General features: G+C 71.7%; 19 protein-coding genes. 12 read left to right on the top strand and 7 right to left on the bottom strand.

The window, feature by feature from the left end; genetic code table 11:
• The first annotated feature begins 79 nt into the window (after positions 1–79).
• Complete coding sequence (locus tag C2865_RS19030; protein ID WP_198653422.1) at positions 80–1,141, top strand: NAD(P)H-dependent amine dehydrogenase family protein; 1,062 nt, start codon at positions 80–82, stop codon at positions 1,139–1,141.
• On the opposite strand, the gene C2865_RS19025 is transcribed toward C2865_RS19030, so the two are convergent.
• From C2865_RS19025 to C2865_RS19010, 4 genes are all read right to left on the bottom strand, one after another.
• On the bottom strand, positions 1,101–2,495 hold the full coding sequence (locus C2865_RS19025; RefSeq protein ID WP_106399821.1) for a glucose-6-phosphate dehydrogenase: 1,395 nt from the start codon (positions 2,493–2,495) through the stop codon (positions 1,101–1,103). The two genes, C2865_RS19030 and C2865_RS19025, sit on opposite strands and share 41 nt — an antisense overlap.
• Complete coding sequence (locus C2865_RS19020; RefSeq protein WP_106399820.1) at positions 2,492–4,321, bottom strand: glycoside hydrolase family 15 protein; 1,830 nt, start codon at positions 4,319–4,321, stop codon at positions 2,492–2,494. The genes C2865_RS19025 and C2865_RS19020 overlap by 4 nt, the downstream gene beginning before the upstream one ends.
• 156 nt (positions 4,322–4,477) lie before the next feature.
• On the bottom strand, positions 4,478–5,380 hold the full coding sequence (locus C2865_RS19015) for a sensor histidine kinase (RefSeq protein ID WP_106399819.1): 903 nt from the start codon (positions 5,378–5,380) through the stop codon (positions 4,478–4,480).
• A 3-nt stretch (positions 5,381–5,383) separates the two neighbouring features.
• A complete protein-coding gene (locus C2865_RS19010) occupies positions 5,384–6,292 on the bottom strand; it encodes an MEDS domain-containing protein (RefSeq protein WP_106399818.1) in 909 nt (302 codons plus the stop codon).
• Positions 6,293–6,483: 191 nt separating this feature from the next.
• On the opposite strand from C2865_RS19010, the gene C2865_RS19005 reads away from it, so the two are divergent.
• Entirely contained in the window at positions 6,484–7,851 is a 1,368-nt protein-coding gene (locus C2865_RS19005; RefSeq protein WP_106399817.1) for a hypothetical protein, read from the top strand.
• An 89-nt stretch (positions 7,852–7,940) separates the two neighbouring features.
• On the opposite strand, the gene C2865_RS19000 is transcribed toward C2865_RS19005, so the two are convergent.
• Positions 7,941–8,786 carry an LLM class F420-dependent oxidoreductase gene (locus C2865_RS19000; protein ID WP_106399816.1) on the bottom strand — a complete coding sequence of 282 codons (846 nt, stop codon included), beginning with the start codon at positions 8,784–8,786 and terminating at the stop codon, positions 7,941–7,943.
• 211 nt (positions 8,787–8,997) lie between these two features.
• Between C2865_RS19000 and C2865_RS18995 the strand changes: the two genes are divergently transcribed.
• From C2865_RS18995 to C2865_RS18985, 3 genes are all read left to right on the top strand, one after another.
• Positions 8,998–10,284 (top strand): cytochrome P450, encoded by a 1,287-nt coding sequence (locus C2865_RS18995; protein WP_198653421.1) that lies wholly within the window; start codon positions 8,998–9,000, stop codon positions 10,282–10,284.
• Positions 10,284–10,472: a ferredoxin gene (locus C2865_RS18990; RefSeq protein ID WP_106399815.1), complete on the top strand. Its 189-nt coding sequence runs from the start codon at positions 10,284–10,286 to the stop codon at positions 10,470–10,472. Before C2865_RS18995 ends, C2865_RS18990 begins: the two co-directional genes overlap by 1 nt.
• A gap of 69 nt (positions 10,473–10,541) precedes the next feature.
• Positions 10,542–10,844, top strand: a complete 303-nt coding sequence (locus tag C2865_RS18985; RefSeq protein ID WP_106399814.1) for a DUF1330 domain-containing protein — start codon at positions 10,542–10,544, stop codon at positions 10,842–10,844.
• Between the two features lie 179 nt (positions 10,845–11,023).
• Here the strand turns inward: C2865_RS18985 and C2865_RS18980 are convergent, their stop codons facing one another.
• Entirely contained in the window at positions 11,024–11,791 is a 768-nt protein-coding gene (locus tag C2865_RS18980) for a group II truncated hemoglobin (protein ID WP_106399813.1), read from the bottom strand.
• A 422-nt stretch (positions 11,792–12,213) separates the two neighbouring features.
• On the opposite strand from C2865_RS18980, the gene C2865_RS18975 reads away from it, so the two are divergent.
• From C2865_RS18975 to C2865_RS18960, 4 genes are all read left to right on the top strand, one after another.
• Positions 12,214–13,458 carry a helix-turn-helix domain-containing protein gene (locus C2865_RS18975; protein ID WP_106399812.1) on the top strand — a complete coding sequence of 415 codons (1,245 nt, stop codon included), beginning with the start codon at positions 12,214–12,216 and terminating at the stop codon, positions 13,456–13,458.
• A 75-nt stretch (positions 13,459–13,533) separates the two neighbouring features.
• Entirely contained in the window at positions 13,534–15,051 is a 1,518-nt protein-coding gene (adh, locus tag C2865_RS18970; protein WP_106399811.1) for an aldehyde dehydrogenase, read from the top strand.
• Positions 15,051–15,497, top strand: a complete 447-nt coding sequence (locus C2865_RS18965) for a DUF779 domain-containing protein (RefSeq protein ID WP_106399810.1) — start codon at positions 15,051–15,053, stop codon at positions 15,495–15,497. The genes adh and C2865_RS18965 overlap by 1 nt, the downstream gene beginning before the upstream one ends.
• A 520-nt stretch (positions 15,498–16,017) precedes the next feature.
• Complete coding sequence (locus tag C2865_RS18960) at positions 16,018–16,533, top strand: hypothetical protein (RefSeq protein WP_106399809.1); 516 nt, start codon at positions 16,018–16,020, stop codon at positions 16,531–16,533.
• Positions 16,534–16,660: 127 nt separating this feature from the next.
• On the opposite strand, the gene C2865_RS18955 is transcribed toward C2865_RS18960, so the two are convergent.
• Positions 16,661–17,665, bottom strand: a complete 1,005-nt coding sequence (locus C2865_RS18955; RefSeq protein ID WP_106399808.1) for a saccharopine dehydrogenase family protein — start codon at positions 17,663–17,665, stop codon at positions 16,661–16,663.
• Positions 17,666–18,168: 503 nt separating this feature from the next.
• Here C2865_RS18955 and C2865_RS39480 point away from each other — a divergent pair.
• The 3 genes from C2865_RS39480 (at position 18,169) to C2865_RS18940 (ending at position 20,983) form a co-directional block, all read left to right on the top strand.
• Positions 18,169–18,675, top strand: coding sequence for a hypothetical protein (locus C2865_RS39480; protein ID WP_157963800.1), 507 nt, complete (start codon positions 18,169–18,171; stop codon positions 18,673–18,675).
• 182 nt (positions 18,676–18,857) lie between these two features.
• Positions 18,858–19,508 carry a histidine phosphatase family protein gene (locus C2865_RS18945; RefSeq protein ID WP_106399807.1) on the top strand — a complete coding sequence of 217 codons (651 nt, stop codon included), beginning with the start codon at positions 18,858–18,860 and terminating at the stop codon, positions 19,506–19,508.
• A gap of 302 nt (positions 19,509–19,810) precedes the next feature.
• Positions 19,811–20,983: a cytochrome ubiquinol oxidase subunit I gene (locus tag C2865_RS18940; protein ID WP_106399806.1), complete on the top strand. Its 1,173-nt coding sequence runs from the start codon at positions 19,811–19,813 to the stop codon at positions 20,981–20,983.
• Positions 20,984–20,986: the final 3 nt, after the last annotated feature.

Raw genomic sequence — 20,986 nt, 5'->3', positions numbered from 1 at the left:
GAAGTGGACCGCTTGCCGGAATAGGGTGTGCGGGCGCGGCCGGATTTCGGCCGGCGGCCGTGCTGCGGAGGAGGATCCGTTGACCTTGCGTGTCATCCAGTGGGCGACCGGCGGCGTCGGCAGGGCCGCCATCGAGATGATCCTGAAGCACCCGGAGCTCGAACTGGTCGGCTGCTGGGTGCATTCGGCGGACAAGCAGGGCCGGGACGTGGGCGAGATCATCGGGACCGAGCCGATCGGGGTGATCGCGACCGGCAGCGTCGAGGAGATCCTGGCGATGGAGGCCGACGCGGTGATCTACGCGCCCGCGTTCTCCCGCACCAGGGAGATCGCCGCGCTGCTGCGCTCGGGCAAGAACGTCGTCACCCCGCTGAACTGGTTCTACCCCACGCCCGAGGACGCCGCGCGGGTGCGGGACGCCTGCCTGGAGGGCGGCGCCACGCTCCACGGGACGGGCGTCGACCCCGGAGGCGCCACCGACCTGCACCCGTTGATGTTCGCCGCGCTGTCGTCGGCGGTGACCTTCGTGCGCGGCGAGGAGTTCAGCGACCTGCGCGACTACAACACCCCCGAGGTCCTGCGCGACGTCATGGGGTTCGGGCACTCGCCCGAGTACGTGCGCGACAGCCCGCTGCTGGAGCGGATCGGCCACGGGTACACCCAGTCCGTACGGATGTGCCTGGACGCGCTCGGCTTCGCCGACGCCGAGATCCGGCCCACCCTCGAACTGGCGGTGGCGACCGCGCCGATCGACTGCCCCTTCGGGACGATCGAGCCGGGGCAGGTCGCCGGCGAGCGGCTCCACTGGGACGCCGTGATCGGCGACGAGGTCGTGGTCCGGGTCGGCGCCACCTGGCTCATGGGCGAGGAGGACCTCGACCCCGCCTGGACGCTCGGGCCGGGCGGCCAGCGGTTCGAGGTGGAGGTGCAGGGCGACCCGCCCGCGTTCGTGACCATCCACGGCTGGCACGCCAGGACCATCGAGGAGGGCCTGGCGCGCAACCCCGGCGTCGTGGTGGCCTCGGCGCACTGCGTCAACTCGATCCCGTACGTGTGCGCCGCCGAACCCGGCGTCAAGACCTACCTCGACCTGCCCCTGATCACCGGCCGGGCCCACCCCGACCTGGCCCGGAAGCCCTGACGGGCGGACCGGCCGAACCCGCCGGGTACTCCTCCAGCGGCACGAGGCCGCTGGACCAGGCCGAGATCACGGGAGTGACGACCCGCCACGCCTCCTCCGCCTCGTCGGCCCGGATGGACAGGGCGGCGTCCCCGTTCAGCGCGTCCAGGATCAGGCGGCTGTAGGCCGGGAGGGCCGGCGGTCTCGGCGAGGAGGACAGCTCCAAGGGCGCCAGGGTGTGCGGCTGGGCGCCCAGGCCGGTCAGGGACAGGGACACGTCCTGCGGCTCGAGGCCGAAGCGGAGCACGTTGGGGGCCGCCTGCACCGTGTCGCCGAAAGGCAGGCCGGGCACGGGCTTGAAGCGCACCGCGATCTCCTTCCGGTCGTCCTCGATCGCCTTGCCGGTGCGGAGGCGGAAGGTGGTGCCGGACCAGCGCCAGCTCTCCAGCCGCAGCTCCACCTCGGCGAACGTCTCGGTGCCGCGCTCGGGATCCACGCCCTCCTCGTCGGTGTAGGCGGGGATCTCGCGGTCCCCGATGCGGCCGGCCAGATAACGCGCGCGGCGGGTGTGGCGTACGACGTCGTCTTCCGTGAGAGGGCGGATCGAGCGCAGCACGTCGACCTTGCGGTCGCGGAAGTCGCGTTCGCCGAGGCTGAGCGGCGGCTCCATGGCCACCAGGCACAACACCTGGAGCAGGTGGTTCTGCACCATGTCCTTGAGCGCCCCGGTGCCGTCGTAGTAGCCCGCCCTGTCCTCCAGCGCCAGGGTCTCGTTCCAGACGATCTCCACCTCGGAGATCTGCGCGCTGTTCCAGATGGGTTCCAGGACGCGGTTGGCCAGCCGGACGCCGAGCACGTTCTGGACGGTCGTCATGGCCAGGAAGTGGTCGACGCGGAACACGGCCTGCTCCGGCACGACGGCGGACAGCAGGCGGTTCAGCTCCACCGCGCTGCGCAGGTCCTCGCCGAACGGCTTCTCCAGGATGATCCGGCTCCCCTGCGGCAGCCCCGCCCGGTGCAGGGCGGTGACCGCGGCGGCGAAGACGCCCGGCGGGAGGGCGAGGTAGACGGCGACGGGCCCGTCTCCGGCGATGACCGACGCGACGTCGGCGGCGTCGGTGGCGTCGGCCCTGCGGTAGCGCACGCGGTCGGCGACGGCCTTCCTGGCCTCGGCGGGCGAGGCGGCGGCGTGCCGATCGAGCCGGTCGGCCGCCCACTGCCGGTACCGGTCGTCGCTCCAGTCCTTACGGCCGGTGCACGTCAGCTCGAACCGGTCGTCGAGCCGGCCGGCCGCGCGCAGGGCGGCCAGCGCCGGCAGCAGGTAGCGCGCGTTGAGGTCGCTTGTCGCGCCGAAGACGACGAGCCTGTTGATCATTTCGTTTCCCCCGTTTCCGCTCGTGCGAGGTTGACCCCGCTGGAGATGACTCCGATGTGGCTGAAGGCCTGGGGGAAGTTGCCCATGAACGTGCCCGTCGACGGGTCGATCTGCTCCGGCAGCAGGCCGAGCGGGGACGCGCGGGCGCACAGGGAGGCGTACAGCTCCCCGGCCTGCTCGGCACGGCCCTGCATGACCAGGTTGTCGACCAGCCAGAAGCTGCACAGGACGAAGGCGCCCTCGTCGCCGGGCAGGCCGTCGGGCGACCGGTCGTGCAGGTAGCGGTGGAGCAGGCCGTCGCCGGCGGACAGGCGTTCGGCGATGGCCGCGGTGGTGGCCGCCATCCGGGGGTGGCCGGCCGGGACGATCTTCCGCAGCGGAAGCGCCAGCAGGCTCGCGTCCAGCCCTCCGCGGCCGTCGAGGTGCTCGCTCAGGCTCTGGAGCTCCTCGTTCCACGCCTCGTCCACGATGAGCCGCCGCAGCTCGTCGGCCGTGGCGCGCCAGGAGGCGACCGGCCCGGGGAGTCCGCACCGTTCGCCGATCGTCGCGGCCCGGTCCAGGGCCACCTGGCACATCCCCGCCGAGTAGGTGAAGACCCGTCCTTCGTCGCGTACCTCCCAGATGCCCTGGTCCGGCTGCCGCCACGCGGTCGCGGCGGTCCCGGCCAGCTCCGCCAGGCCGGACCACAGCCCCGGCTGCAGTTCACCGCCCGAGCGCAGCCACTGGTAGGCGCAGTCCAGCACCTCGCCGTACACGTCGTGCTGGCGCTGGTCGGCCGCGCCGTTGCCCCACCGCACCGGGGCGGAGCCGCGGTAGCCCGCCAGTTCGGCGTCCTGGACCTCCTCGGGCACGGGATCTCCGCAGAGGCTGTACATGATCCGCGGCCGGCGGCTCCGTTCGAAGGAGTCGAGGACCCAGCCGAGGAAGCCGTCGGCCTCCCCCGCGAAGCCGACGCGGCGCAGCGCGAACACGGCGTAGGCGGCGTCCCGGATCCAGGCGTAGCGGTAGTCCCAGTTGCGGACCCCGCCGACCGGCGCGGGCAGCGAGGACGTGGGCGCCGCGACCATCGACCCGTTGGCCCAGTCGTCGCACAGCTTCAAGGTGATCGCGGAGCGCCGGACCAGCGGCTCCTCCGGGCCGTCGTAATGGAACCTGCGCATCCAGCGCCGCCACGCCGCGGCGGTGTCCGCCAGCAGCGCCTCCGGATCGAACCGGTGGTGGCGGTGAACGCGGCCCCAGGCCAGCACCAGGTCGAGGCGGTCGCCCCGCTCCAGGTCGTGGGCGGTGCGCAGGCCGGTCAGCGGGCGGTCGGAGCGCAGGTGCAGCCGCAGCTCCGGCCGCCGGGAGGCCAGTACCTCCAGACCGCTGCCCAGATCCCGGACCCGGGCGCCGCCGCGGGGCGCCAGCTCCGCCCGCAGGCGGACGGTCCCGTCCAGGACCCGCGCGGAGCGGACGAGCTCGCCCCGGCTCGCGCCCGCGTCGTCGCTGAGGTCGGCGCCGGCGTGCAGGACCAGCGCGTCGGTGATCCGCACCAGCCCGGTCGAGCTGCGCAGCTCGGTCACCAGCACCGCTGTGTCCGGCTCGTAGTACTGCCGCGCCTCGCGCAGGTCCTCCGCCGTCAGCGTGAAATGCCCGCCCCGTTCGTGGTCCAGCAGGCCGCACAGCAGCGGCTCCCCGTCGAACCGGGGCAGGCACAACCACGGGATCGACCCGTCCAGGCCGACCAGCGCCGCCGTCGTGCCGTCCCCGATGAGGCCGAGGTCCTCCAGCGGCGGGTACCCCTCCCACCGGCGGACCGGCCGGAACGGCGGATCGGTGTCGAGCACGCGGAGCCCCCTTCGTCACCCGGCCGCCGACGGCCCGGCCGGCTGACAACACCACTACCCGCCAAACAGACCATGAATGGGTCTTATCTCCCACCATGCCGCTATCGGCAACAGACCTACCCTTTCAGTGACACTCCTTAACACCGCGGCGGCCGGTCAGGCGAGGTGCACGTGGAGGCGGAAGACGGTGCCGTCGCGGCCCGAGCGGATCTCGACCAGGTCGCACAGCTGGCGGACCGCCCACATGCCCGCCTCGCCCGTGCGGTCCGCACGCGGGGGGATGAAGCCGAGGAACGGGTCGGCCAGGACGAAGGCCGGGTCGATCAGGTCGCAGACCACCGAGGCGCCGTCGGACCAGACGCACAGGACGCCCTCGCCGCCGCCGTGCTTGAGGATGTTGGTGGCCACCTCGTTGACCGACAGGAGCATCGGCATCGTGCGGCGCAGGCCCAGGGCGCGGGCGTGCTGGTCGGCGAACGCGCGCAGGGACGTCAGGTCGCCGCGGCGGAAGTGCCGCACGGCGACCGGGTCGCGGGGGACGGGCAGGGGGGAGGCGTCGCACTCGGCGACGAACGCGGCGGGATCGGTGTAGTCCTCGCCCTGATGGGTGCGGGGCGCCGCGCGCAGGACGTCGGCAGGGACGCGCTCGGCGTCGAAGGCGCAGAGCATCCGGGTGGGGGTGCCGGCCAGCACCACGTTGAGCAGTGCCTCGTACCTCTTCCATTCGCGCAGTTCCCGCCGGGAGCGACCCACCCACCGCTGCTCCACCAGGATGCTGGCGGTGCCGTCGCGCCACCAGCGCTCCCGGCCCTCGGTCATCAGCGCGGCCAGCGCGCGCGGCGGAGTGCCGAACCAGTCGTCCGCGCGGTGGCATTCCAGCTCCCCGGTGACGACCTCGCGCAACGCGTCGAGCCTGCGCGGCGAGGCCACCGCGACGAGACGGGTGCCGTGCCCGGCCGACCCGAAGAACGCGCCGCCCGCCGTCAGGAACTCCGCCTCCTCCCGGTAGGAGAAATGACGGTGGACCAGAGACCTCTGGTCGTTCCGGACAGCGGGCACCGGCTAGGCCTCCTCCACGTGGATTCCCGGCATCTCCCCCCACCCTGCCGCATGGATCAGTTCCGCGACCGGCTCGGGTACCTCCCGGAGCATCAACTGGCGTTGCCCGCCCTCCTCGGACGTGCGGGCGTCGAGCATCACGCGCAGCCCCGCCATGTCGCAGAAGTCGACCTCCGCCAGATCGAGGCAGAGCAGGTCGGTGTGCTCGCCGAGCCGCTTCATCGCCGCGGCCAGCGCCGCGAACGTCGACTCCTCGACCGCGCCGTGCAGGGACAGGCCCGGCGGCAGGAAGAGCGGGGAGATGCGCAGGACGCCGTCGTCGTAGACGTCGTCGGCCCGCACGTTGCCGCTCCCGTGCACGCCCAGGAGGTACTCCAGGGAGCGGCGGCCGAACCAGCGGGTGTCGTACTGGCACAACGCCATCGCGTTCACCGGGGCGCTCTGGAAGATCGCCTCGATCTTCTCCTCGAACTCGGCGAACCGCTCCGAGCCGGGCCAGCCCCGCAGGGAGAAGGTCTTCTCGCAGGTGAGGCGCAGGCCGGTGTGCTGCTGGAGCACCGCCATCTCCAGATGGGTGCCGAACAGCGCGACGACCTCGTCGGGGTCGAACCGCCCGGTCGTCAGGTAGGCCGACGCCGCGGGGATGATCACCAGATGGCCGCTCTCGACGGCGCCGTCGAGGTCGGCGGGCCCGGCGTCCGGCTCCCCGCGGAGCCAGTCGAGCACCGCGCCGGGGTCCTGGCCGTCCGAGACGTAGAGGACCTTCTCCCCGGCGAGCAGGCCGTCCGCCACGAAGGAGGCGAGGACGGACCTGCGCTCGATGTCGTTGTCGTAGGGGAGGCAGAGGTGGTCGCCGAACTTCATGCCGCCGACGGCCCGGCTTCCGGCCTTTCGGGCGTGTGGAGAGGTCATGGGGGCTCCGAGGGGTCGACTCCTGGTAGCCGGACATTAACAACACGGAGTGGCGTTCGTCTGGAGCTTCACACAATGCACCAAGGCGTCCGGCCGAGGACTTCCCGTCGTTTTAAGGTTGCCAAGCCGGTCACTGACGGCTCTCTTTCCTCACGCGTGGCTACGGTGCTCTGGGGAAGGAGAACACGATCATGCAACTGCTGGACGCGTTTGACCGCCACCCGGTCGAGGCCGCCGTCGTCGCCGGGTGCGGTGTGGTGGCGATGCTCCTGGTCATGGCCCTCACGGCCAGGATGCTGCGTGCGCTGCGGCGCGGGAAGGTCGAGGGGCAGCGGGTGGTGACGCTGCTGGGCGCGGCGATCGCCACCGGGCTCTCGGCCCAGGGCATGTACGTCTTCTTCCGGGACTCGGTGGAAGTGCCGCCCGTGCTGCGGATCGTGTTCTTCGCGTTCCTGGAGATCATGGTGCTGGGCTCGGCGCTGCGGGCGAAGGCCTCGATGCAGGAGAAGTACAGCGCCGGCATCGACGGGATCGCGATGTGGACGTTCACGATCCTGTCGGCGGTCCTGGCCGCCACCCACGCCCACGGCCTGGGCGAGACCCTGTTCCGCCTGTCGGTGCCGCTGGCCGCGGCGTGGGCGTGGGAGCGGGAGATGAAGCTGGAGCGGCGCCGCCGCACCGGCGTGAGCGGGCTGAACTGGACGCTCACCCCCGAACGGATCCTGACCCGGCTCGGCCTGGCCGACCCGACCGACCGCACGGCCTCGGAGGCCGGCTCGCAGCACCGGCTGATGCGCCTGGCCCTGGCCGCCAAGAAGGCGCGCATCGCCCGCGACAGCGGCGACCGCAGGGCCTACACGAAGGCGCTGCGCAAGCTGGACAAGGCGATGGACCGGGCCGCGGAGCTGACCGGCCTGGGCACCGACGCCGGCCGCCCCCAGGCCCCCGAGGAGATCCTCGTCGGCCGCCTGGCGGTGCTCTACAACACCGAGTCCCTGCTGGACCTCCGGCCTCCCGCCCCCTGGGCGCCCCCCGCGCCCGCCAGGGCGGAGACGGCTCCGGCGACGGTGCCGCGGCAGGCGCCGCCCCCGAAGGCGGAGCGGCTCGCCGCCCCCGTCACGCCTCCGGCGCCGCCCGTCGCGGAGCCCGCGCCCCCGGCACCTGCTCCTGTCCCTGCTCCGGTCCAGGCTCCGGCTCCGGCTCCGGCCGAGGCTCCCGAGCCGGCCGAGACCGCGACCGAGACCGCGGCGAAGGCCGCGAGGGCGGCGGCGGAGGCCGCCCGGGCGGCGACCGCCGAGGCCGACTCCATGGCGGCCGCCGCACAGAAGCGGCAGGCTGCCCCCGTCCAGCCCGAGGACGCCGCGCCTCTGGACGACCCCGACGCGCTGTGGCCCTTCCCCCCGCGCCGCGGCCGCCGCACCGCCGCCACCGCGACGAGGACCTCCTCCACCCGCGCGAAGCGCGAGGACGGCGAGGCCGCCCCGGCCGACGGGACCGCGGCCCAGGCGCCGAGCAGGACCACCCGCCGTCCCCGGAACACCCGGCCGAAGGCCGAGTGACGCCGAAGGCCGAATGACGCCGAAGACCGAGTGACCCCGAGGCCGAGTGTCCCGGAGACGGGTGCGCCCGCGGAGCCCGCGGGGGCGGGTCAGAGGCCCAGGCGCCGGGCGTGGCGGGTGAGGAAGGCGCGGACGTCGTCGGCGGGCTTGTCGGGCAGGCCCCAGATGATCTCGGTGACGCCGGCCTCCTGCCAGGAGGCCATGGTCTCGGGCGTGGGACGGGCGGCGGCCAGGACGCGGATCTCGGGATCCCCGGGACGGGACGCGGCCGCCCACGCCTTCCGCAGGGCCGCGGCCTTGGGGAGGATGTCCTGTTCGACGGGGGTGGTGATCCAGCCGTCGGCGTGGGCGGCGATCCAGGCGAAGGTCTTCGGGCCGCCGCCCGCGCCGATCAGCAGGGGGATGCGGGGCTGGACGGGCTTCGGCCAGGCCCAGGACGGGCCGAAGGAGACAAACCTCCCGGAGTAGGACGCCTGTTCCTCGGTCCACAGGGCGCGCATCGCCTCGACGTACTCGCGCAGCACCGTACGGCGTTCGCCGGCGGGCACGCCGTGGTCGGCGAGTTCGTCGGTGTTCCAGCCGAAGCCGGCGCCCAGGGTGACGCGGCCGCCGGAGAGGTGGTCGAGCGTGGCGACGGCCTTGGCCAGGGTGATGGGGTCGGACTCGACCGGCAGCGCCACGGCCGTCGCCAGCCGGATCCGCGAGGTGGCCTCGGCCGCCGTGGCCAGTGACACCCACGGGTCGAGCGTGCGCGCGTAGCGGTCGTCGGGCAGGTCGGCGCCGCCCGTCCCGGGGTGCGCGGCCTCGCGCCTGACGGGGATGTGCGTGTGCTCCGGCACGTAGAACGTGGCGAAGCCGCTCTCCTCGGCGGCCTTGGCCGCGGCGGCGGGCGTGATGCCCCGGTCGCTGGTGAAGAGCACGATGCCATGGCGCATGCGCCCGATACTAGAACAGGTTCTAGGTCGGTTCCCGATCGCTCGCGAACGACCATGGGCCGCCCTCTATGAAAACAGAATGCTCTTCTGTGAGAATGATACTCTCGTGACTGGGGAAGCCGCATCCGTCCACCGCGGGGGCGCCTCCCCCCTCACCTCATGACCGGCGAGGACACTCGCGCGCTTGCGGTGTCGATAGGGAGCAGGAACGTTGAACCGGTTCGAAGAGATGAACTTTTTCCAGGACCCGGAGCTGGTAGCCGACCCGTATCCGTACTACAAGGCCCTGCGCGACAAGTGCCCCGTCTCGCACGAGCCCCACCACGGCGTGGTGATGCTGAGCGGATACGACGAGGTCGCCGAGGTCGCGCAGGACGCCGAGAAGTGGTCCTCCTGCACCTCGGTGATCGGCCCCTTCGCGGCCTTCCCCGTCCCGCTGGAGGGCGACGACATCACCGCCCTGATCGAGGAGCACCGGGACAAGCTCCCGATGAACGACCAGCTCCCCACGTTCGACCCGCCCGTGCACGCCAAGCACCGCGCGCTGCTCATGAAGCTGATCACCCCCAAGCGCCTCAAGGAGAACGGCGACCGCCTGGTCGAGTTCGCCGACGGCGTCCTGGACGGCTTCCTCGCCGACGGCGAGGGCGAGGCGATCGGCGAGCTGGCCGTCCCGTTCTCCCTCTACGTCATCGCCGACCTGCTCGGCGTGCCGGAGGAGGACCGCGACAGGTTCGCCGCGGTGCTGCAGGGCAAGGACGTCTCGGAGAACACCCTGGGCAGCACCGAGGGCCAGCTGTCGCACTCTCCGATGGAGTTCCTGTACAAGAGCTTCGTCGGGTACATCGAGGACCGCCGCCGGAACCCGCGCGAGGACGTGCTCACCGCCATGGCGCAGGCGACGTTCCCCGACGGCTCCCTCCCCGAGGTCATGGACGTCGTGCGCGTGGCGGCCAACCTGTACTCGGCGGGCCAGGAGACCACCGTCCGCCTCATCAGCTCGGCGATCCAGATCCTCGCCGACAACCCCGGCATCCAGAAGCGGCTCCGCGAGCAGCCCGAGCTCATCGGCAACTTCATCGAGGAGACGCTGCGCACGGAGAGCCCGATCAAGGGCGACTTCCGGCTGTCGAAGGTGCCGGTCACCGTGGGCGGGGTCGACCTGCCCGCGGGCACCACGGTGATGCTGATGAACGGCGCCGCCAACCGCGACCCCAAGCACTTCGAGGACCCCGACACCTTCGACCTCGATCGCAAGAACGCCCGCCACCACATCGCGTTCGGGCGCGGCATCCACACCTGCCCCGGCGCTCCCCTGGCCCGTGCCGAGGCGAAGGTCTGCCTCGAGCGGCTCCTCGCCCGCACGACCGACATCCGGGTGTCGGAGAAGGCGCACGGCCCCGCGGGCGCCCGCGACTTCCAGTACCTGCCGACCTTCATCCTCCGCGGCCTGATGAACCTGCACGTGGAGTTCACCCTCGCGGAGGGCGGAGCCTGATGCGGGTCACGATCGACGACGACAACTGCCGCGGACACGGCGTCTGCTGCACCGTCTGCCCCGATGTCTTCGACATCAACGACGACGGTTACGCCGAGGTCCTGCTGGACGTGATCCCCGCCGGCCTCGAGGACTCCGTCCGCAAGGCCGCGGCCAACTGCCCCGAGCGCGCCATCACGGTGAGCTGACCCCTCTCCGCCGCGCCCGCCCCACCCTCGGGCGCGGCGGTCCCCCTTCCCCCCTTTTGAGGAGTTCCCATGCCGAAGGGCTACGTCCTGCTGACCGAGGCCATCGAAGACCCGGAGGGCATGGCCGCCTACGAGCGCGCGTCCGTGCCGACCCTCATCCAGGGCGGCGCCGCCATCCTCGCCGTCGACGACTCCCCCCGCCTCCTCGAGGGCGAATGGCACGGCACCCGCACGATCCTCCTCGAGTTCCCCTCGGTCGAAGCGGCCCGCGCCTGGTACGAGTCCCCCGAGTACGCGGAGGCCAAGCCGCTCCGCCAGGCCGCCGCCACCAGCAACGCCGTCCTCCTCACCGGTTTCGAGATGCCCTCCTGACCCGGCGCCTCGGCCCCGGGCGGGAGCCCGGGGCCGGCCGGCTGCGGCCTGCGCCCGGTGCGGGTGCCGCGGCCGGCGAGGGCGGCCCGGCCTCGGACGGGACCGCCGCGCCCTTCTTCAGCGCGGCCGGAGCGCCTTCGCACGGCTCGCCCTGACCGTCCCCGGCGGGCGCGGCGAGGTCACGGAGCGGGGATGTAGGGCGGGGCCACACCCCAGCCCCAGCGGGGGACGGGGGCCTGCTGCGGGGGTCGCGCGCCGGGCTGGGAGTTGGCGAAGGCCAGGCGGGTGCCCCATTCGATGTAGCCGAAGAAGGCCGCGCGGAACTCCGGGTCGGCGGGGAGGCCGACTTCGTCCGCGGCGTCCATGAGGAGGGACACCCAGCGTCGGCGCTGGGGTTCGGTGATGGCCTTGCCGAGGTGCTGGACGAGCATGTGGTGGTAGCCGCCGCGTTCGTCGGTGTAGCGGGACGGGCCGCCGAAGACCTCGGACAGCCATATCGCGACGTACCTGGGGTGCCCGGGATCCATGTGGGCGAAGAGAGGACCGATCAGCTCGTCCTTGAGGACCTGGGCGTAGAACGTCTCGGTGAGGCGCTCGAACGCCTCGGTGCCGCCGGCCCACTCGTAGAGGCTGGGGACCGAGCCTCCGGTGCCGCGCACGGCGGTGCGCTCGTAGTGGCGCATCTCCTCGATCTGCTGGACGTACGGCCTGATCTCGGTGAAGAACGCTTTGAAGTCCTCGCCGCCGCGAAAACCCCGCAGGTGGTCCTCGGCCGAGGTCCAGGTGATGCGCAGGACGTACCACTCGGGCTCCTCGACGCAGCGGGAGAGCTCGTAGTCCACGCACTGCGACGCGGCCGACAGGGGCACCGCGGCGCGCCCGTAGGCGGCCTCGAACTCCTCCGCGTCCCGCTGGTCGATTCGGTAACGGATGTACTCCACGATCATGTGAACACTGCCCCGAAGTCGGTTGATATTCGGAAATCGAGATCACTGTAATCACGCCCTCCGGCCCCCCGCGCCCCGACGACCGCAGCCGAGAAGGTTGATCATTCAACGTCGGGTGCCCGGCTATCCTGGACGGCCGCCGCCGCGGAATCCGCCCGGACCGCGTGCGGAACCCAGGACGTTCGCCCCGCCCCGGAGCCGACCGTCCGGCCCGGCGAGAAGAGTCTCGATATATCGATGTCCGCATCCGGTCACCCGGGCCGCGGGCGCGTACGGCATGTCCGTGCTCCACCGGGGTCGCGGTCGACGGGCGCCTCCCTCACGCGCGGTCGTGGCGAACGCAGAAGGCGCGGGCCCGAGGGGATGGCGGAGCGGGCTGACGTTTCGTACGATCCTGGACACGGGCCGAAGTCGGAGAGGGCATGCCTTCACGGGAGAGTCTGCGCAGGCGGCGTACGGAGCTGCAGGCGGTCTGGACGCGGTATGTGCAGGGCGGCGCCGTGCGGGCGGGCGGGGGCGCGGCGGAGCTGCGGGACGACGTGGCCGAGTCGTGGCGGCGGTCGCTGGCGACGGTGGATCCGGGGCAGGTCAGCGCGCCCAGCGTGGACGGCGACGCGGAGCGGCGGTGGCGGGAGTCGCCGTTGCGGGAGCCGGTGCTGGCGGTGGCGGACGAGCTGCGGACGATCACCGATGACGCGGGGTTCGTGGCGGCGGTCACCGACGAGTCGGGCACGATCCTGTGGACGTGCGGGGAGCGGGAGATGCGGCGCCGGGCCGGGGCGGTCAACTTCGCGCCGGGCGGGCGGTGGGGCGAGGAGGCGATGGGCACCAACGCGCTGTCGCTGGCGCTGCGCAACGACACCGCCTCGACCGTGTTCTCGGCCGAGCACCTCGTGCACGCGCTGCACGGATGGGTCTGCTACTGCACACCGCTGCACGGGCCCGACGGGTCGGTGCTCGGGGTGCTCGACCTGTCGAGCACCTGGGACCGTTCGCACCCGCTGGCCATGCCCGCCCTGCGCACGCTCGCCGGCGCCGTCGAGACGCGGCTGGCCGAACGGTACCGCGGCGGCCCCGACGGGAGCGGGCTGGTCGAGGGGCACGGCGGATGGCACCTGAGCTGCCTGGGCGGGACCGGCCTGGCCCGGGGCGGCGCGCCGGTGCGGTTGCGTCCCCGGCAGATCGAGATCCTCACGCTGCTCGCCCTCGAGGGGCGCGCGCTGACTCCGGAGTTCCTGCGCACGGCGCTGTACGGGGACCGGCGGGTGACGTCCGCGACGTTGAAGGCGGAGGTCTCCCATCTGCGCAGGGCACTGCGCGGGGCGCTGTCCGTCCGGCGGTACGAGCTGACGGAACCGGTGGGCTGCGACGCGTCCGACGTTCTCGCCGCGCTCCGGGCGGGCCGGACGGGTGAGGCGCTCCGCTCGTACGGCGGGCCGTTGCTGCCCGATTCCGAGGCGCCCGGGATCGTGGTGTGGCGCGACCACATCGAGGTCGCGTTGCGTGAAGCCGTGCTGAGTTCCGCCGATCCGCAACACGCGTTGCACTACGGCGAGCTGCATCCCGAGGACCTGGAGGTACACGAACACGCACTCGTCCTCCTCGGCGGCGATCCCAGGCGCGGTCTCGTGCTCGCCCGGATCAACCAGGCGGCCCTCGAAGGCTGACCGGCACCAACCTTTCGCCAACCTCCACGCCGCATCGTGTCCCACGTCACATCCGCGAGCGAAAGGGGTCGTCACATGACTTACGCGAAGCCGGGGGCCGAGGGAAGCGTCGTCGAGTACGCGGCACGCTACGAGAACTTCATCGGAGGCAAGTGGGTGCCGCCGGTGGAAGGCCGGTACTTCGACAACCCCTCGCCCGTCGACGGGAAGGTCTTCACGAGCGTGCCGCGTTCGACGGCCGCCGACATCGAGCTCGCCCTGGACGCCGCGCACGCCGCCGCCGAGCCTTGGGGCCGCACGTCCGCGGCGGAGCGCGCGAACATCCTCAACCGGATCGCCGACCGGATGGAGGAGAACCTCGAGCGCCTGGCCGTCGCGGAGTCGTGGGAGAACGGCAAGCCGGTGCGCGAGACGCTCGCGGCGGACCTGCCGCTGGCCGTCGACCACTTCCGCTACTTCGCAGGGGCGATCCGCGCGCAGGAGGGCGGACTCAGCCAGCTCGACGACGACACCGTCGCCTACCACTTCCACGAGCCGCTCGGCGTGGTCGGCCAGATCATCCCGTGGAACTTCCCGATCCTGATGGCGGTGTGGAAGCTCGCGCCCGCGCTGGCGGCGGGCAACGCCGTCGTGCTGAAGCCCGCCGAGCAGACCCCCGCGAGCATCCTGCTGCTGATGGAGCTGGTCGCCGACCTCCTGCCTCCGGGCGTCCTCAACGTCGTCAACGGCTTCGGGGTCGAGGCGGGCAAGCCGCTGGCGTCCAGCCCGCGCATCTCCAAGATCGCCTTCACCGGGGAGACCACGACCGGCCGCCTGATCATGCAGTACGCGTCCGAGAACATCATCCCGGTGACGCTGGAGCTGGGCGGCAAGAGCCCCAACATCTTCCTGCCGGACGTGATGGCAGCCGACGACGACTTCCTCGACAAGGCCGTCGAGGGGTTCGTGATGTTCGCCCTCAACCAGGGCGAGGTGTGCACCTGCCCGTCGCGCGCCCTGGTCGCGTCGTCGATCTACGACGCGTTCATGGAGCGGGTGCTGGAGCGGACGCGGGCGATCGTCGGCGGCGATCCGCTCGACCCGGCGACGATGATCGGCGCGCAGGCCAGCAACGACCAGTACGAGAAGATCCTGTCGTACTTCGACATCGGCCGTAAGGAGGGCGCGGAGGTCCTCACCGGCGGCGGTCCGCGTACCGTCGAGGGCCTGGAGGGCGGCTACTACATCGAGCCCACCATCTTCCGCGGCACCAACGACATGCGGATCTTCCAGGAGGAGATCTTCGGCCCCGTGGTCTCGGTGACGACGTTCGACTCCCCCGACGAGGCCCTCAGGATCGCCAACGACACGCTGTACGGGCTCGGCGCCGGGGTCTGGACGCGCGACGGCAGCGCCGCCTACCGCTTCGGCCGCGCCATCAAGGCCGGCCGCGTCTGGACCAACTGCTACCACGCCTACCCGGCCCACGCCGCCTTCGGCGGCTACAAGCAGTCAGGCATCGGCCGCGAGAACCACAAGGCCATGCTCGACCACTACCAGCAGACCAAGAACCTGCTGGTGTCGTACTCCCCGAAGAAGCTCGGCTTCTTCTGATGGCCGGTTCCGAGCCGGGGGTCCGGGCGGTGCGCCCGGGTCCCCGCGTCCAGCGGGTGTGCCTGTCTCCGGCGGCCGAGGAGCTGCTGGAACGCCTTGCGGGGATGCACGGTCCGCTGATGTTCCACCAGTCCGGCGGGTGCTGTGACGGAAGCTCACCGATGTGTTATCCGCGGGGCGAGTTCCGGGTGGGTTCCGGGGACGTGCTGCTCGGGCTCGTGGGGCGGGACACGCCCTTCTGGATCAGCGCTTCGCAGTACGGGTACTGGAAGCACACGCACCTGACGGTGGACGTCGTCCCCGGGCGCGGGAGCGGGTTCTCGGTGGAGGCTCCCGAGGGCGTGCGGTTCCTCATCCGCTCACGGTTGTTCACCGACGAGGAGCTGACGCGTCTCGAAACCGAGCCTCCGCTTCCCTCCGGGCGGACCGAGCATCCCGAAGGCTGACCGGACCGGTCTTCGCGCGCCGGCTTTCCGTTCACGGAAGTGAACGGAAAGCCGGCGGTTTCAGTCGGCGAATAGGGTGGGGAATCGAAAACCGTGGTTCTCTCCCGGCACTTCTCAATCACTGGTGCCATCTTCTCCGCTGCCGCCGGTTCGGCCAGGATCGTTTTCACGACCGCCCTTCCCACCGGCCCGAACCGCCTCCTGCGGGAAGACACGCGACTCTGCCGCCATTTAGCACATAAATGCCCTCTTGTGTCGGAAACGTCACCATCCGGCCAGGCCGAGCGGCCCCTCGGCATTGACCGGGTCACGGGCTTCGTTAATGTTTTATATGAATCAGTTACCGAAGAGGGCGGTCAGAAAAGATTCCCGCCCCGGAGCGGCACCCTCGGCAGCGGTGCCCCTCCGAAGCCCCGGATCCGGCGCCGCCCACCCGACAGGGGCGGAACGGGCTCCCCCGGCCGTGTCAGGCCACCCCACCCCCGGCGCTCTCGCGCCCCCTCCTGAAGAGGAGACCTCCATGTCCCGTGCCACCAGATTCGCTCTCGCCTCCGCCGCCTCCGTCGCGGCGGTCGCCATGACGGCGACCGCCGCCCACGCCTGGACCGGCGGCTCCGTCTCGGCCTCCCTGAGCCAGCCCCTGACGGTCTCCCTGGCCGGAGCGACCTGCACCACCTCCAACCTGTCCGGCAACCTGGCCTCGGGCGGCGGCCTCACCATCACCAGCGCCACCGTCAGCGGCTGCACGGCCCTCGGCCTCGGCGTCACGGTCACCCCCCAGAACCTGCCCTGGAGCGGCAGCCTCACCGACGGCGGCGGCCCCGCCACCTTCAGCGGCTTCCAGTTGCGCGCCCGGCAGCTGTTCGTCGACTGCCTCTACGGCGGCGACATCGCCGGCGTCAACACCGGCGTGACCGCCGGGGCGGCGACGGTCACCTTCACCGACGCCCCCGTCGACAAGATCTCCGGCGGCGGCATCTGCCCGGACACCGCCGAGGTCAGCGGCCAGTACACCTTCACCGGCCCCGGCCTGTGATCCTCGGCCCGGACCCGGCCGTTCCGCGGCCGGGTCCGGGCCCCGCCGCGGAACGGTTGACCCGACACCAGCCGTTCCGCGATCCGCATGTCCGGCACCGCCCGCCGGATCCCGCCCTCCACCCGGGTCAGCTTCCCGGGTGGAGGGCGACGGCTTCTTCGGCCGCCAGCGTTTCGAGGAGACCGGCCAAAGACGGGAGTTCCTCGATGTGGTGAACGCCCGGGGGGAGCGTGCCGGCCATCAGCGCGCGGGTGACGTGCGCGGCGACCAGGCCTGTGACGCGGCTCTGGCCGTTGCCGGTGAGGGCGTGAGAGGACGTGCGGTCGGCGTTACGGGCGTCAGCGCGTATCGCGAAACTGTCTCCGCCCAGGTGGACGCGTTGGAAGGCGGCCGTCAGCAGGCGGCGCGCGCTCGGCGTACGGGCGGCGCGGCGCAGGGCGAAGAGTGCGGCCGTCAGCGGCCTTGAGTCCAGGCACAATCGCGTCGTCACGTCCGGGACGCCCAGCGTGTGCGGGAGGGTGTGCTGGTCGGAGAACGGGAACGGGTGGGCCGTCCGGGTGCCGTGGCCGGGCAGGAAGGCGCGGCGCGCACGTGCCGTGGCGGGCTCCGCGAGACCTTCCACGGTCCAGCGCACCGCGTCCCCGCCGTGACGTTCGCCGGAACCGAGCAGCACCGTCAGGTCGAGCCGTTCCGCACCGCCCACCGCCTCGTGGGCGCGGCGGGCGAGCAGGTTCGTCAGGCCGGGGGCGACCCCGACGCTGAGCACGCCCGTGGCTCCGGCGGCGGAGGCCTTCCCGTGCAGGCCGGAGACGGCCCGCACGAGCTTCGGGGTGGCGCCGACATCCACCAGGTGGACGCCGTTCTCCAGGCACGCGCGTGCGATGCCGACGTCGGGTGGTTCGACGCACAACACCACGGCCGCCACGTCGCCCAGCTCTTCGAGGACACGGCGAAAGCCTCCTGGATCCGTCACGTCGACGCGTACGCCGCCGTGCTCGCGCGCCCGTTCCGCGTTCCGTCCGCCGGGCACGACACGGCCGGGGAGCCACTCGCCGAGGGCCGCACTCACCGCGGAGCCGACCGCGCCGTAGCCGCCGGCGACGAGGACGCGCCCGGAGATCACTGAAGTCATGCTCTAGTGAAACACTAGAGCCATTCTCTAGTCAAAAATCGACAGCCGGTGGAATGAATTTCACGGCTGTGGAGATCGCCGGGACGGTAACCCGAACACCCTCCGTGAAGGGGGACAGAACTGGCCACCATGATCGCCAAACCGCAAATTCTGCGACGATCAAGTCACTACGAGCGAGAATCGTCGGCTCACCACGGGTTTCAGCGTGCGATGCGCCCCGAGGCCTGATCCGGCCACACCAAGCAAACGCTAGGGTATTGACCGTTTCTCACGCGCTGCTACTTTCATTTTTAGAATGAAATTCATCGCAGGAAGGTAGACAAGAGCTCCGCGGCCGGACCGGCTGACCCGACATCAGCCGGTCCGGTACGCGGCCCCGTCACCGCTCACCCGACATGAGCGGACACGGGTCCCGCCGGTCCGACGGACCGGCGGTGGCGGCCGCCCCCCGGCCGTCCCACCCCTGGGCGTCCCCGGACGCCCGACCAGAAAGAGGAGACCCCATGTCCCGTATCGCCAAGTTCGCCGTGATCGCCGCGGCGTCCGCCGCCGCCGTCGCCGTGTCCGCCGTCCCCGCCAGCGCCTGGACGGGCGGCTCCGTCACCGCCGGCCTGGCCCCCGGCACCTCCCTGGTCGTCAGCATCGGCGGCAGCCCCGTCGCCAACTGCAACACCGCCGATCTGACCGGCAGCATCACCGCCGGCGGCGCACTCAACGTCTCCTCGGCGAACATCGCCGACTGTGACAACGGCGTCGTGGCCACCGCCCAGAACCTGCCCTGGGGCGGCAACCTCACCGACCCCTCCGGCGCCTCCTCCCTCACCGGTTTCCGGGTGAGCGCCAAGTGGATGGGGCTCACCTGCGTCTACGGCGGCAACATCGCCGGCACCAACGACACCTCCCCGACCGCCACCTTCACCAACCAGACCGTCAACAAGGTCAGCGGCTTCCTCTGCCCCGGATCCGCTCAGGTCAGCGCCCAGTTCGCCTTCAGCGGCCCGGGCGTGTGACCCTGCGGCCAGGCCGCCTCACCAGCGGCTGAACCTCTCACACCGTGGCCCCGGCGGGTTCGTTCTCCCGCCGGGGCCACGGCCTTCCCTCCTCGGCTCCTCCGTGGACCCTCGGAACCGGACGCCTCCCGGCACCCGCTACGGTGCCGACGGGTCGTGCGGAAGCGGTGGAGGGGGACGGAGTGCCGGTCGTTCATCTGGTGCGCCACGGACAGGCGTCGTTCGAGGCGGAGGACTATGACGTCCTGTCGGATCTCGGGCGCAGGCAGGCCGAGATCGCCGGAGCGGAGCTGGCGCGGCGGGGGCTCCGGGAGCCGCTGGTCGTGTGCGGGACGCTCAGCAGGCAGCGCGACACCGCCGAGCTCCTGATGAAAGGCGCGGGACTGGACGGAAGACCCCGGATCGACGCCCGGTGGAACGAGTACGACCACATCGAGCTGCTGCGCCGGTACGGCCGGGAACCGGACGAGTCCTCTGCGGACAGGCAGGGTTTCCAGCAGCTCCTGGACCACGCGCTGACCGCCTGGATCTCCGACGTCGACCACGGAGGATGGGAGGGCTTCCGCACGGGCGCCCGCACCGCCCTGGAGGAGCTGATCGCGGAACTCGGTCCGGGCAGGGACGCCGTGGTCGTCACCTCGGGCGGGGTCCTGTCGGCGGTGTGCGGGTCGCTGCTCTCCGCATCTCCCGCGGGAACGGTCGCGCTGCACAAGGTCGTCGTCAACGCCGCCATCACCACCATCACGGCGGGCCGTTCGGGCATCGGCCTCCTGGCCTTCAACGACCACGCCCACTTCACCGGAGAGCGCCGGGCACTCCTCACCTACCGTTGACACCCGTGTGTGGCCGCCGAGCCGGTGCACGCCGTGCGGGTGGCGACGCGCTGCTCGCGCCGGGTGTCACCCGTCGGCCCATCGCGGAGTTCGCCTCCAGGGTGAAGCTCTCCTCACCCGCGCCCGTCCCGGTCGTCCTGGCCTACGAGAGCGGCCCGATCCTGCCGGGGTGGAAGGGCGGCATACAACCGGGGATGTAGTCCGTACACCTCCGGGAGTGGAAGCCTCCCCCCGGAGTGTCGGTGGGGATGACAGCCCTGGCCGGATGTGCCGGGACCCCCGCGCGCGGGAGTGTGTGCGGCATGGACGGCACCGTGCTCCTCGCCCGGCTCCAGTTCGCGCTGACAGCCGGCTCCCATTTCCTCTTCGTGGCGCTCACCCTGGGCCTCGTGACCCTGGTCGCGCTGCTCCAGACCCGCGCCGCCCTCACCCGCAGCGAACTCCATGCCCGGATGGTGCGCTTCTGGGGCGGGCTCTACGTGATCAACTACGCGATGGGCATCATCACCGGGCTGGTGATGGAGTTCCAGTTCGGGATGAACTGGACGGGCCTGCTGGAGTTGACGGGCGGGGTCTTCGGCGTCCCCCTGGCGCTGGAGACCATCGGCGCGTTCTTCATCGAGTCCACCTTCCTCGGACTGTGGATCTTCGGCTGGGACCGCTTCTCCCGCTGGGCCCACCTGGCGATGATCTGGGTGGTCGCGCTGACCGCGTACGCGTCGGCGTTCTTCATCCTGGTCGCCAACGGCTGGATGCAGCGCCCCGTCGGCTACGTCATGGAGAACGGCCACGCCAGGCTCAGCGACCTCGGGGCGATCCTGACCAACCCGACGGCACTGCTGGCCTTCGGACACGTGGTCTTCGCCGCGTTCCTGACAGCGGGGCTGTTCATGGCCGCCGTCAGCGCGTACCACCTGTGGCGGAAGACCGCGGAGACGGAGTTCTTCCGGCGCGGCCTGCGCACCGGGATGCTGGCGACGATGCTCTCGGTCATGCCGGTCGCGGTGTTCGGCGGCATGCAGTTCGGCTACCTGCAGGACACCAAGCGGCCGGAGCTGGTCTCGCCCCTGGCCCTGACCGGCGAGGTGCTCATGCTGCTCGCCTGGCAGGGCATGGCCGTCATGGCACTGGTCTTCCTGGTGAAGTTCCTCTACCGCCCCCGGCGCTTCGGCCGCGTCTTCCTCTTCACCACGATGGCCGCGCTCCCCCTGCCCTACCTGGCGATGATCTCCGGCTGGATCTACCGGGAGATCGGCCGCCAGCCCTGGGCCGTCACCGGGCTGCTGCGCGTCGAGGACGCCGTCGCGCCTCTCAGCAGGGGCGAGGCGTGGTCGTCCTTCGGCGCTTTCGTCTCGCTGTTCGCCGTGCTGGCCACCGTCAACTTCTGGCTGCTGTTCCGCCACGCGCGGCGCGGCCCCCAGCGCGCCGACGCCCCGCGCGCCGAACCCGCCACCCTTCCCGTCCCGACGTTCTGAGGT

Source organism: Actinocorallia populi (assembly GCF_002995495.1).
In the GTDB taxonomy this organism is placed as follows: Bacteria; Actinomycetota; Actinomycetes; order Streptosporangiales; family Streptosporangiaceae; genus Actinocorallia; species Actinocorallia populi.
The sequence above is the reverse complement of the archived record's forward strand: the minus strand, read 5'-3'. Positions and strand labels throughout refer to the sequence as shown.